This window comes from Chryseobacterium sp. StRB126 (assembly GCF_000829375.1).
Lineage (GTDB): Bacteria > Bacteroidota > Bacteroidia > Flavobacteriales > Weeksellaceae > Chryseobacterium.
The window spans coordinates 1,689,692-1,702,735 of record NZ_AP014624.1 but is presented as its reverse complement, the minus strand read 5'-3'; the positions used below and the strand labels follow the sequence as shown (position 1 = coordinate 1,702,735).

The following is a 13,044-nucleotide window of genomic DNA, read 5'->3' as shown; positions in this document are numbered from 1 at the left end:
ACACTATGACCAGAATATTTTCACTCTTATTTCTTTGGTTGCTGCTGCTGTTCACCAGCGTACTATCAGCCCAGACAACGCAGAATTTTTCCCTGTCAGGAAGTATCAAGTCTGACAAAGCAGAACAAATGGAAATTAACCTTTTGGGTACTGATAATACATTGATTAAAACAGAAATTGCAGACGCTAATGGAAAATTCGGATTCAATGATCTTAAAGGTGGAACCTATCACCTAAAAATCAACAAAAACGGATCTGAGGTTTACCATTCAGACAATATTTCATTAACAGATAACACTACTCTTCCTTCTATTGATCTTGCTGTAAAATCTATTGAAGGAGTAACGATCACCAAAGCCAAACCTATGATTGAAAGACAGGATGGTAAAATGATTATGAATGTAGAAAACAGTATTGCCAGCACCGGAAATTCTGCCTTTGAAGTCTTGGAAAAAGCTCCTGGAATCAGTATTGACAACAATGACAACATCAGTCTCCGGGGAAAAGGAAATCTCCTGATCCAGATTGACGGCAAAAACACCCCGATGACCGGAAGTGATCTTGCCAATTATCTTAAAGGGATCCCGTCCTCCACCATTGATAAAATAGAATTCATCACCAATCCTTCATCAAAATATGATGCAGCCGGATCTTCGATCATTAATATCAAGCTTAAAAAAGAGCAGAGAAAAGGCACAAACGGCAGTATTTCAACCTCTTTGGGTACGGGAAAATATATAAAAAACAACAACAGCTTCAGCATCAACCACCGAAATAAAAAAATCAATATTTTCGGGAATTACAGCTTTGCATACAGAGAAGCTTACAACGGACTGGTTCTGGACAGAAATTTTTATGAAAACAATAATTTCAAGAAAGCCTACATACAGGATAATTATCTGAAATTCAGATTCAACAGTCATATAGCCAAAGCAGGAATGGATTATGATCTGAATGATAAAAATGTACTGGGATTTTCCGTAGGTTTGGTTTCTAACAAGTTCAATGTCAATGGAGATAATTCCAACGTGACATTGGGTAGTAATCGCCTTCCGGAAAGCACATTCACAACGGCAAACGTTTCCAATGACCGCTGGACCAACTTTTCATTCAACCTTAACCATAAATATACGATCGATTCTTTAGGTTCTGAAATCTCTACTGATTTTGACTACATTAACTACGCCAATTCTTCTTTGCAAAGTTTTGATACCAAAACGCATGAAATAGATAGTGGAGAGGATAATCTGGATATCATTAAAGGGGATATGAATGGAAAACTTAATATCTACTCCTTAAAATCTGATCTAAACAAGAATTTTAAAGATGAATGGAAACTGGAAACAGGAATTAAAACCAGCTTTGTAAAAACAGATAATGATCTGAAATTCTTCAATGCCAGCTCCGGCTCTCTTATCCCTGATCTTTCTAAAACCAACCATTTTATTTATGAAGAAAATATTAATGCTGTGTATGGGAATGTTTCTAAAAAATGGGAAAAATTTAAAGCTACAGCAGGTTTAAGAATGGAAAATACCAATGTAAAAGGAACTCAGCTTACCACCAATCAGGTGAACAAAAGAAATTATACGCAATTATTTCCAAGTGCTGTTTTTTCTTATGATCTGACGGATAAAAGCAACCTTGAAGTCAATTTCAGCAGAAGAATCACAAGACCAAGCTACAACCAGCTGAATCCTTTTAAGTTTTATCTTGATCCAACCACGCTGAAAGCAGGAAACCCTGACCTGAACGCACAAACCACTATGAATTATGAGCTGACATATAGCCTGAGCAATAAATATTTTGCGACTTTAAGCTACAGCAAAACCTCAAACAATATCACGGATATTCTTAAACCTGTGGCAGAAAATGGGCAGATAGTTACCGTACAAACTATTGAAAACCTCAATTCTGTATCTTATTTCGGGTTATATCTCATTGCTCCTGTGAAAGTAACCCAATGGTGGGATATGAACAACAGCGCTAATTTCTACTATGGTTCCTACACCGGAAATATTTCAGGAACACAGATTAATAATAAAGGGAATTTCACCTTCAATATCAACAGTATCAATTCATTCAAACTTGGAAATGGTTTCACTGCTGAACTGACTGGAAATTATAAGGCAAGAGAAATATATGCTTATCTGGATGTGAGCCCGAACTGGTATCTGAATATCGGTGCCCAGAAGAAATTTAAAAATAATAGTACTCTGAAATTTTCTTTCACAGATATGTTCTTTACAAGCAACATAAAAGGACAAACCGTTTATAATGATTATCTCGAAAACTTTGCCGTAAAAAGAGATACGCGCGTGGTGACGCTTTCTTATACTTACAATTTTGGTTCTTCTAAAAACGGACAGCCGAGAAAAACCGGAGGCGCTGAAGATCTAAAACAGAGAATAGGAAGCTAGATTCTGAAGAGTTGTTGTATTATTTGTTGAAAAACAAGTATAACAATACCTGTATAAAACAAAAATCCCTCAAAAAATTGAGGGATTTCTTTATATCTAAGAATTATTCTTAAGCTTCAGTAGAAGGGGTTTGATCTTCAGCCGGTTTTTCAGCTTGTGGTTTTTGTCCTTCCGGTCTTCTCTGTCCATCAGGTCTTCTTTGTCCGTCTGGTCTTCTTTGTCCATCTGGTCTACCTTGCCCCTCTGGTCTTTCAGATCTTTCAGGTCTTTCAGGTCTTGGTAAAAGAACTTTACGAGAAAGCTTCATTTTCTTACGATCATCGTACCCCATAAATTTAACTTCTACTTCATCACCTTCAGCATAAGGAACTTTGTCTAAACGAGCCCATTCAATTTCAGAAATGTGAAGAAGACCTTCTGTTCCTTTAGCAATCGCAACGAAAGCTCCGAAATCCATTACTTTCACTACTTTACCTTTGTAAACTTCACCTACAACCGGTACGAAAGTAATTTCATTGATCTTAGCAATAGCAGCATTGATCTTTTCTCTGTCTGTTCCTGCAATCTCAATACGTCCGATCTCACCAATTTCTTCAATAGCAATAACGGTATCTGTATCTTTCTGCATCTGTTGAATAATTTTTCCACCAGGCCCGATTACAGCACCAATGAAGTCTTTCGCGATCTCCATTACAACCATCTTCGGAGCATGAGGCTTCACATCTGCTCTTGGTTCAGAAATAGTTTCAGTAATTTTATTTAAAATGTGTAATCTTCCGTCTCTTGCCTGCATCAAAGCTTTTTCCATGATATCCATAGAAAGTCCCTGAATTTTGATATCCATCTGACAAGCAGTGATACCGTCTGCAGTACCTGTTACTTTGAAGTCCATATCTCCAAGGTGATCTTCATCTCCTAAGATATCAGAAAGTACAGTGAATTTACCTGATTTTGCATCTGTGATCAATCCCATTGCAATACCGGAAACAGGTTTTGTAATCTGTACCCCAGCATCCATTAACGCTAATGTTCCTGCACAAACTGTTGCCATTGAAGATGAACCGTTAGACTCAAGGATATCAGAAACAATTCTGATTGTATATGGATTTTCTACAGGAATAACTGCCTGTAATGCTCTTTGAGCAAGGTTACCATGTCCTACTTCTCTTCTTGAAGTTCCTCTTAAAGGTCTAGCTTCACCCGTTGAGAATGGAGGGAAGTTATAATGTAGGAAGAATTTTTCGTCGTGTTGCGTAATTACGCTGTCTACCATGTTAGCATCTTTTACAGAACCTAAAGTTACGGCTGTTAAAGACTGAGTTTCACCTCTTGTAAACACTGCAGAACCGTGAGCTCCCGGAAGGTAGTCAATTTCTGACCAGATCGGACGGATGGTCTGAGGATCACGACCGTCAAGACGGATATTGTCTTCAAGGATCATCTGACGCATAGCTTCTTTCTCTACATCATGATAATATACTTTTACGAAAGGTGTTACTCTTTCCAACTCTTCTTCATTATCAGCATATTGAGCTAAGAATTCTTCACGAACTGCTTTGAATTTCTCTCCTCTCTCCTCTTTTCCAGATGGAGTTCTTGCTACTTCATATACTTTATCGTAAGTCTCTTTCCATACTTTTTCACGAATTTCTTCGTCGTGATTTTCGTGAGAGTACTCTCTTTTAGGAAAAGCTTTACCTACTTTTTCTGCTAATCTCTCCTGAGCTTCGATTTGCTTTTTAATTTCAGCGTGACCAAAATTAATAGCTTCTAACATTTCCTGCTCAGAAATTTCTTTCATTTCTCCTTCTACCATTACGATGGAGTCTTTAGTAGCTCCAACCATAATATCTAATTCAGAATTTTTCAATTCTTCATAACTTGGATTGATAGAAAGTTGTCCGTCAAATCTTACAACTCTTACTTCAGACATAGGTCCGTTGAAAGGGATATCGGTAATTGCAATGGCTGCAGAAGCTGCTAAACCAGCTAAATCATCAGGAATTGTTTTTCCATCATAAGAAATTAAAGAAATCATTACCTGAACTTCAGCATGGAAATCTTCAGGGAAAAGTGGACGCAATACTCGGTCTACCAATCTCATTGTTAAAATTTCCTGATCAGAAGGTCTTGCTTCTCTACGGAAGAAGTTTCCAGGAATTCTTCCACCTGCATAGAATTTTTCTCTATAATCTACTGTTAAAGGTAAAAAATCTACACCAGGATTTGCTTCTTTATTGGCCACAACAGTTGCTAAAAGCATTGTTCCACCCATTTTTACTACCACAGATCCGTCAGCCTGCTTTGCTAATTTCCCTGTTTCAATAGTGATTTCTCTGCCATCAGCAAGAGTAATCATTTCTGTAAACGCTTGAGGTATACTCATAAATTTGTCTTCTTAATACTCCGTATTGAGTATGAATTAATATTTAAACTCTTTAAATTTCGTGTGCAAAGGTACTATATAATAATGATATATTAAATTTTTCAATTGCATAAATAGGCTGTCAAAATACAAAAATTTGGCTATCAGTTTTATGAAAGTCTCAAAAATTAACATCAGCAGTTCAAACATCCTCATCATTTCTGAAAATAAAACACAATTTTTTATGATATTGTATTGAAAAACTCTGGTGTTTTTGTATTATTGTCTCAAAAAATGGAAATAATATTTTAATCCCATAAAAAGTATAAATTCCATTGTAAAAACCCTTATAATAATTGCAGAACCATGGGCTGATCCCTATATTTGCCCTGCTTCAACAAATATATGCTGTAGGCAGAAAAGCTAAGGAATAAATAAATGTTTATGAATAAAGAAGTACAAACTCAGAGCAGGAATTACACGGTTCCATTAATTACCATCACCCTGCTGTTTTTTATGTGGGGATTCATCACCTGCATGAATGATATTTTGATCCCCTATCTGAAACAACTCTTCAAACTCACCTTTTTCGAATCCATGCTGGTACAGTTCTGTTTCTTCGGAGCTTACTTTATCGGATCTCTGATTTATTTTCTGATTTCGATTTCTAAAGGTGACCCCATCAACAAAGTGGGATATAAGAAAGGAATTTTGTTCGGAATCGGCCTGGCAGCATTAGGCTGTATCCTGTTTTACCCGGCAGCAACGTTCTCTTATTATCCATTATTTCTGGGAGCTCTATTCATTCTGGGATTAGGATTTACGGTTTTACAAATCACGGCCAATGCTTACGTTTCATTACTTGGTTCAGAAGAATCAGCATCCAGCCGATTGAATATGACCCAAGCTTTCAATGCTTTCGGAACAACGATTGCTCCGGTATTGGGTGGACATTTAATTTTTGAATTATTTTCTGAGCCGGACGGAACTTTCAGTGCAGTAGCCACCAGAATTCCTTATTTGATCTTCGCAGCAATTCTTCTATTAGTAGGATTATTAATTTCAAGGGTAAAGCTTCCATCATTTCAAACAGAGACTGAAGAAACCGTACTGGGTTGGGGTGCTTTGAAATTCAACCACTTAAAATTCGGAGTTTTTGCTATGTTTTGCTATGTTGGCGGTGAAGTCGCTGTAGGAAGTTTCATCATCAGTTTTCTTGAAGAAACCATGAAATTTAACGAAGCAATCAGTAAAAATTATCTTTCCTTATATTGGGGAGGAGCCATGATCGGGCGTTTCTTAGGAGCTATTTCACTAAATCAGTCTATTAGCCAGGCTAAAAAAGCAATATTGATGTTAGGTACCGCAACATTAGTTTTCCTGGTAATTTTCAGTATTGTAAACCTTAGTTTTGAACAAATTAGCTTCTTCTTAGTATTTATATTACTAAATTTCGCAGCTTTCTTTGTAGGCAAAGCGGCTCCGGCAAGGACCCTTTCTATTTTTGCAGCCATCAATGTTATTCTATTGATTTCAACTATGGTTAACCATGGAGAAATGGCAATGTACAGTGTATTAGGAATCGGAATTTTCAACTCCATCATGTTCTCTAATATCTATACTTTAGCCATTTCAGGATTAGGAAAATATACAAGTCAGGGTTCATCCTTAGTAGTAATGGCAATTTTGGGAGGCGCTATTGTTCCCATTTTCCAGGGTTATCTTGCTGATCAGTTTGGAGTACAGCATTCATTTATTATTCCTGTATTCTGCTACTTGGTGATTTTAATTTTCGGAGCTTACTGTACCAAATATCTTGGTCATGTAGAAACTACTGAGGCTAAATCAGGACATTAAATAATACATCTATAAATAAAATAACAGGCTGTTTCATCTTTGAGACAGCCTGTTATTTTTCACTACATAGTCTAGGTTCTTATTTAAACTACCTAGAGACATAGATGGTTTGTCAAATATTATCTCATTGGTGTATTTATGGCGTTATAAAGCAGTGTGCTATTTTATCGGAGATAAAATCTTTGTGCCTTAAAAACAGATTGATCTTCTAAAAACTTTAGCGTTTTCCACCATTTTTTTAGCTACAAATGCAAAAATTTCTTTATTGATCTTACTATGTAACTTTACTCATGAAATTCCGACCTATTTTGTATAAATCAAGTAAATCTTTTTCCTGATGAAAATCCAATTAAAACTTGAATACGCAGCTTTTTTAGCCTTAGGAGTTCTAGCTTTTTCACAAACAGGATATTCTTGGTGGTGGTTTGCGGGGTTATTTCTTGCTCCTGATATTTCCATGCTGGGATATACAGTTAATAATAAGGCAGGAGCATTTTGTTACAATCTTTTCCATCATTTTGGCGTAGCAATTCTTGTTTATCTTGCCGGAACCGCATTATCCCTACCCTATTTACAAATGATTGGAGCCATTTTATTTTCACACTCTGCATTTGATAGGATCTTAGGCTATGGATTGAAATATCCGGATAGTTTCCAGAATACGCATTTAGGAAAGATTGGGAAGAAAATGGAATAATTGATTAACCTCCTCATTAAAAATTCCTTGAATTTTTGCCACCCTTTTGGAGAAAGGGAATTTTTACAACTTTAACTATACATTTGTTACAGTTATTCTTTTCAATTCTTTACGAATAATGAAGGTTGAATTCCTACGGAATGCAAGTTACATCAATAAGCCAACAATCCAATTATGTCATTCTGTAAGAATCTAAACATAGTCTTAACGGAAATGATCTGATACCTTCTGGCATTGGAATTTTATGACATCCGATTTCAAAATAATATACAACAAAAAAAGCAACCTCTTTCGAAGTTGCTTTATTTTGAAAATCTTTATAGATTATTTTCTTAGTCCTAATGCAGCAATAATTGCTCTATATCTTGCGATATCTTTTTTCTTAAGGTAATCTAGTAAACTTTTTCTCTTACCTACCAATTTCACTAGAGATCTCTCTGTGTTGAAATCATGACGGTTAGCCTTTAAGTGCTGAGATAAGTGATTAATTCTGAAAGTGAAAAGAGCGATTTGTCCTTCTGCGCTTCCTGTGTCCTGTGCAGATTTTCCGTGTTGTGCGAAAATTTCCTGCTTTTTGTCTGTTGTTAAGTACATTCCAATATTGTTTAATGATTATTATGTAACGGGTGCAAAATTACGACTATTTTTTGATTCTGCAAACATTATTGATTTCATATATCAAATTTGATAGAAAAAAATGTTAAAAATTTCTTAATAAATTTTACACAATTCAACGAAAAGGCAGTAATTTTGCATTCGAATTACAAATGAGAAAATTTATATTCTTTACAGCAGTTACTACTTTTTTATTCATTGGCTTTACTTCAGTACAAGCACAAAGAAATGCTGATGATAAAATAAAAAAAGTTCTATACTTCAATCCCGAGGTAGAGCCTGATATTGATGAAATTAAGGAGCCTACCAACAATGCATTCTTTGATGCCGTTTCTGATAATTTCAGTGGAAGAAGAAATAAAATGCTCCGAGCAGAAGTACAGGTTCCTTTCGACAGCATAGACAAGCAGACCATCATGGATTATTGTTCTAATAACGATGCAGATTTTGCGATTGTTTCCAAAGTACGTTACTTCAAAGTAGGCTTCGGGAAATACGTTTTCTCCAATCAGGTGGTAGTAAGCATGAAGCTTTTTGGAGCTGATGGAAATCTGGTTACAGAAACAGATCATGATACTTATCGTAAAAATATGCGTCTTCTGGGTTCTACGGTAAATTCTGTAAAAATAGGTACGGAAGGAGCCATCAAGGGAATCATTAAAAAGTTGAGAAAACTGAAACCTACGGAATCGGAATTGTAAAGTTCAAAGTTTTAGGTTTAAAGCTCAGTCAGAAATATTACTATTGGTGGAATTATCGATAGTCAATTTTGTTTCGCAAGTGAATCATCAATCATTCAACAAAGTTCTATTTTCTCTTTTACTTTTATTTTCAAACCTCAATAAGAGCCATCATAAAATAAAAAACATCTGTTATTGATAGCTCTTTTCCTGTAGTATATATTTATCATTCTATATCACTGTTCTTCTTTTCATTACTTTAGTTTTCCATTAAATCCGAATCATTAGAAATTAAACAGAATCAGTGAAAAGAGATTCTGGGCAGAGGCAGAAATGTGTCCTGCAGAAATGCTTGTATCTATGCTCCTTGTCAAGAATTATAATCCTTTTAACCTCCAATGCATAATAACTGTTTATCATAAACAGGCTTTTCCTTTTTTCAAAAACATAGCAACAAATAACTGATATTTAATTAATTATTTTCACCAAACAATGAATAATTGAAAAAAAATTATTATTTTAGACCAACATTAAAACCAAAAATCTATGAAAAATTTAAAAAAACTCAACAGAGAAGCAGCAAAGCAAATCAATGGAGGAGCTATTGCGAGATGTAGCAATACAAGACCATGTACAATAGGATGGTGTTGTGATGGTGTTTGCAGTCCCTACATGTGTCCTATAATAGATTAGAAAATAAAAATACTTTTAGCATCTGTTTTTGCAGATGCTTTTTTATAACAGACACAAAATACACATAACAATCTGATTATAAGCTAAATATTTTCACCAAACAATGATTAATTTAAAAATTATCACTATTTTAGTCTAACATTAAAACTAAATTATATGAAAAATCTAAAGAAAATCAGCAGAGAAACTGCAAAGCAAATTAAGGGAGCAGGTCTTACAAGATGTACAGAACACTCACAATGTATTTTCGGAATGTGCTGCAAAGGAGTATGTATGGAATATATCTGTTTTGAAGAATAATTCCGAACTTTGAATGTAAATCAAATTCAAATCTTAAAAGATTAAACCGAAAGGAGCAGATAGAAATAAAAGGAAGCCTGCAAATGAAAAAATGCAGAAGTACTTATCCTAAATGTGATCCCGGTGAATGTTGTTCTGGAGGATTCTGTCTACTCTCTCCTATTATAGAATGCGAACCTATTCTTGATTAAAAGGATATTTTTTAAATTTAATTTTTAACATCCGCTTCGGTGGGTGTTTTTTAATGCCGCTTTTCAAGTCTTAGACTTTAATAAATCCTTAAATTTCCCAGTTTATTACTCAGTCTTAAAAATTTGAATTATTTTTGCATATCCTAAAAATTCACGTTTTGAACTCTAGAGACGAACTTATCTTCAATCCCGCCGACATTGCCGAAACTCTCAGCGAACTTCCAGCTGACGAGCGACTGCTTGCGTTTCTGAAGGTACCAAAAGAGTACAAAGCAGAAGTATTCTCTCATCTTGATCCTGATTTCCAAGAAGATACAATCAGAAGTATCGGAAGTGACGAGGTTTCCGAAATTTTGAATGCCATGACTCCTGATGACAGGACGGCCCTTTTTGAGGACTTTCCTGATGAACTGATTAAATATTCCATTAATCATCTTAATCCACAGGAAAGAAGGATTGCCTTGAAGCTATTGGGCTATAATTCTGATTCCATTGCCCGTCTGATGACGCCTTATTACATCCAGATCCGTAAGGAATGGACCGTAAAAAGATGTCTTCAACAGATAAAAAAGGTAGGAAGAAAGGTGGAAACCATGAACTACCTGTATGTAGTGGATGAAAGAAACCGCCTGATTGATGACCTTGCCATCGGAACTTTATTATTAGAAGAGGAAGATACTTTGGTTTCTGATATGACAGACAATCATTTTGTAGCCATCACTACAACAACTTCTAAAGAGGATGCAGTAACCTATTTCGAAAAATATGACCGTGGAGCGCTTCCAATTATTACAGAAGCCGGTGTTTTGGTAGGTATTGTGACAATTGATGACATTCTTGACCAGATTGAACAACAGAATACCGAAGATATTCAGAAGTTCGGGGGATTGGAAGCATTAGACCTTCCTTATATCCAGACATCATGGACGGAAATGATTAAAAAAAGAGCAACATGGCTGATTATTTTATTCGTTTCTGAAATGCTGACTGCTTCAGCAATGGGTTATTTTGATAAAGAAATTGAAAAAGCGGTTGTTCTGGCCTTATTTGTTCCATTGATTATTTCCAGTGGTGGTAACTCAGGATCTCAGGCTGCAACATTGATTATCCGTGCAATGGCCCTTCAGGAGATCAGTCTGAAAGACTGGTGGTACGTAATGAAAAAGGAAATCATCTCCGGTTTGTGCCTGGGTGCTATTCTAGGGGTGATTGGGTTTATCAGAATTATGCTTTGGCAAAAAATAGGCCTTTTCGATTATGGTCAATATTGGGTATATGTAGGATTGAGTGTGTCTGTTTCCCTGATTGCTATTGTGCTATGGGGAACTTTATCAGGTTCAATGATTCCATTTGTTTTAAAGAAGCTAAATCTTGACCCTGCCACATCTTCTGCTCCATTTGTAGCGACATTGGTGGATGTTACAGGATTAATCATCTATTTTACGGTAGCCGGTTTATTCCTAACAGGAAAACTGCTCTAGAATTTTAACTGATACATATTGAATAAACTCTCCATAACCCCTTAAGGATTATGAAGAGGTAATAATTATTGTCTAAGGTTGAGGACAGAATATACTCATAAACCTACATGGTACATTAGTTCCTGTAATTTCACAAAACATTGTACATTCCCCTTTTGGTGGAATTATTTCTCCACCCTTAATTTTTTTTAATTCTTTTCTTTCAATACTTTTTAAGTTTTTCATGTTTAAAATTGCTTTTGGTTATCCCTTACTCTATAAGCTTTTCAGGTACCGCTATTTTCATTGATCCAAAATAACAAATTAATTAATATAAATAACGAATCAGTGAAAATTTATTAATACACCAATTAAAAATAGTAATATTACAGATTAACCACAATTATCATCTCAAAATTATATATTTTCTTATCTTTAAGAGATGAAAGTGATCTCTCTAGTACCATCCATCACAGAGGCATTATTTGATTTAGGCCTTACGGAAAATGAAGTTATCGGGCGAACAAAATTCTGTATCCATCCCGAAGAAAAGATAAAAAATGTTCCTATCATTGGGGGAACAAAGAATATCAATATTGAAAAAATTAAAGCGCTCCAGCCTGATTTAATCCTTGCAAATAAAGAGGAAAATATCAAAGAACAGGTTGAGGCGTTAATGGATGACTTCAAGGTTATGGTAACCAATGTAGAAACTATTGAAGATAATTATTATCTGCTTAAAAATCTGGGAAAGTTGCTGGGAAAGGAAGAAAAAGCCCAACTTTTCAATCTTAAAATCTACGAAATACTTAATCAGGCTAAGCTTGATACTCCTGTAAAAGCAGCTTATCTCATTTGGAAAAACCCTTATATGACCATTGGTTCAGATACGTTTATTCATAGGATACTAACGGAAATAGGCTTTGAAAATATTTTTAAAGACAAAACCCGATATCCTGAAATTACTCCTGAAGATCTGGAGAAAGCTGATGTTATTATGCTGTCTTCTGAGCCATTCCCTTTCAAAGAGAAACATATTGAAGAACTGCAGGCTTTTTATCCCGAGAAAAAGATTATGATTGTGGATGGAGAGGTGTTTTCCTGGTATGGAACACATATTGCGAAATGTGAGAACTATTTTAAAGAATTGCTGGCGGAAATACATGCTATGCAAATATAATTTTTAATAGAAAAAGTCTCTCATCAAAATTACTCCTTGTTTGATCCTATAAATTTTGGTACATTGATCTGAATTAATACAAAAACATATGTCCGGTACTGTTATATTATCTGAAGGAGCAGAATTTGAACACGTTATACGAGAGGTTTCGAAATACATCCACCTTTACATAATGCCATTTGGAAAGGATGAACGTGCCTTCACGCGCATTGATAAACGTGAACATATGTATGGTGGAAACGGAACTGTGCATATGATACAAATGTTTGATCAGAAAGAACTGGCCAATAATCGTCTGGCAGCTTATATGGTTCTACTGAACAAAGGTGATGAATCTGGCTTTCATACTCATAATGAAAGAAACGAAGAAGAATTGTATGTGGTTGTACATGGAGCCGGAGAATATCGTGAAAGAACCGGAACCGACGGACCAATTCGGACAAAAACACTTCAGAAAGGAGATATTACGGCCATCAGTTCTATAGGCTATCATTCTATTGAAAATACAGGTGATGGGCCTTTAATTATGTTTGTCATCACAACTAACAATCCATAAAAATTAAAAACTCCAGCTCTTATGACCGGA

General features: G+C 35.4%; 12 protein-coding genes. 9 read left to right on the top strand and 3 right to left on the bottom strand.

Features of this window, described 5'->3' with window-relative positions:
- Positions 1-5 precede the first annotated feature (5 nt).
- Complete coding sequence (locus CHSO_RS07705) at positions 6-2,420, top strand: TonB-dependent receptor (protein ID WP_052480525.1); 2,415 nt, start codon at positions 6-8, stop codon at positions 2,418-2,420.
- Between the two features lie 109 nt (positions 2,421-2,529).
- On the opposite strand, the gene CHSO_RS07700 is transcribed toward CHSO_RS07705, so the two are convergent.
- Entirely contained in the window at positions 2,530-4,806 is a 2,277-nt protein-coding gene (locus tag CHSO_RS07700; protein WP_045494455.1) for a polyribonucleotide nucleotidyltransferase, read from the bottom strand.
- A gap of 423 nt (positions 4,807-5,229) precedes the next feature.
- On the opposite strand from CHSO_RS07700, the gene CHSO_RS07695 reads away from it, so the two are divergent.
- Positions 5,230-6,642, top strand: coding sequence for a sugar MFS transporter (locus CHSO_RS07695; protein ID WP_232509165.1), 1,413 nt, complete (start codon positions 5,230-5,232; stop codon positions 6,640-6,642).
- A 337-nt stretch (positions 6,643-6,979) separates the two neighbouring features.
- Positions 6,980-7,339, top strand: coding sequence for a DUF4260 domain-containing protein (locus CHSO_RS07690; protein WP_045494449.1), 360 nt, complete (start codon positions 6,980-6,982; stop codon positions 7,337-7,339).
- 324 nt (positions 7,340-7,663) lie between these two features.
- Here the strand turns inward: CHSO_RS07690 and rpsO are convergent, their stop codons facing one another.
- The gene (gene rpsO / locus CHSO_RS07685; protein WP_045494446.1) at positions 7,664-7,933 is read right to left on the bottom strand and encodes a 30S ribosomal protein S15; all 270 of its coding nucleotides are present in this window, start codon (positions 7,931-7,933) and stop codon (positions 7,664-7,666) included.
- 173 nt (positions 7,934-8,106) lie between these two features.
- Here rpsO and CHSO_RS07680 point away from each other — a divergent pair, with 173 nt between their 5' ends.
- The 4 genes from CHSO_RS07680 (at position 8,107) to mgtE (ending at position 11,299) form a co-directional block, all read left to right on the top strand.
- Complete coding sequence (locus CHSO_RS07680; protein WP_045494443.1) at positions 8,107-8,655, top strand: hypothetical protein; 549 nt, start codon at positions 8,107-8,109, stop codon at positions 8,653-8,655.
- A gap of 525 nt (positions 8,656-9,180) precedes the next feature.
- Positions 9,181-9,327: a bacteriocin-like protein gene (locus tag CHSO_RS26590; protein WP_410493398.1), complete on the top strand. Its 147-nt coding sequence runs from the start codon at positions 9,181-9,183 to the stop codon at positions 9,325-9,327.
- 156 nt (positions 9,328-9,483) lie between these two features.
- The gene (locus CHSO_RS25905; protein ID WP_165601924.1) at positions 9,484-9,627 is read left to right on the top strand and encodes a bacteriocin-like protein; all 144 of its coding nucleotides are present in this window, start codon (positions 9,484-9,486) and stop codon (positions 9,625-9,627) included.
- Positions 9,628-9,976: 349 nt separating this feature from the next.
- Positions 9,977-11,299: a magnesium transporter gene (gene mgtE / locus CHSO_RS07675; protein WP_045494440.1), complete on the top strand. Its 1,323-nt coding sequence runs from the start codon at positions 9,977-9,979 to the stop codon at positions 11,297-11,299.
- A gap of 72 nt (positions 11,300-11,371) precedes the next feature.
- Here mgtE and CHSO_RS25900 read toward each other — a convergent pair whose 3' ends face one another.
- Positions 11,372-11,524, bottom strand: a complete 153-nt coding sequence (locus tag CHSO_RS25900; protein WP_171817620.1) for a hypothetical protein — start codon at positions 11,522-11,524, stop codon at positions 11,372-11,374.
- Between the two features lie 196 nt (positions 11,525-11,720).
- Between CHSO_RS25900 and CHSO_RS07670 the strand changes: the two genes are divergently transcribed.
- Both CHSO_RS07670 and CHSO_RS07665 read left to right on the top strand, forming a co-directional pair.
- Positions 11,721-12,458 (top strand): ABC transporter substrate-binding protein, encoded by a 738-nt coding sequence (locus CHSO_RS07670; protein WP_045494437.1) that lies wholly within the window; start codon positions 11,721-11,723, stop codon positions 12,456-12,458.
- Positions 12,459-12,546: 88 nt separating this feature from the next.
- Positions 12,547-13,014, top strand: a complete 468-nt coding sequence (locus tag CHSO_RS07665) for a cupin domain-containing protein (protein WP_045494434.1) — start codon at positions 12,547-12,549, stop codon at positions 13,012-13,014.
- Positions 13,015-13,044: the final 30 nt, after the last annotated feature.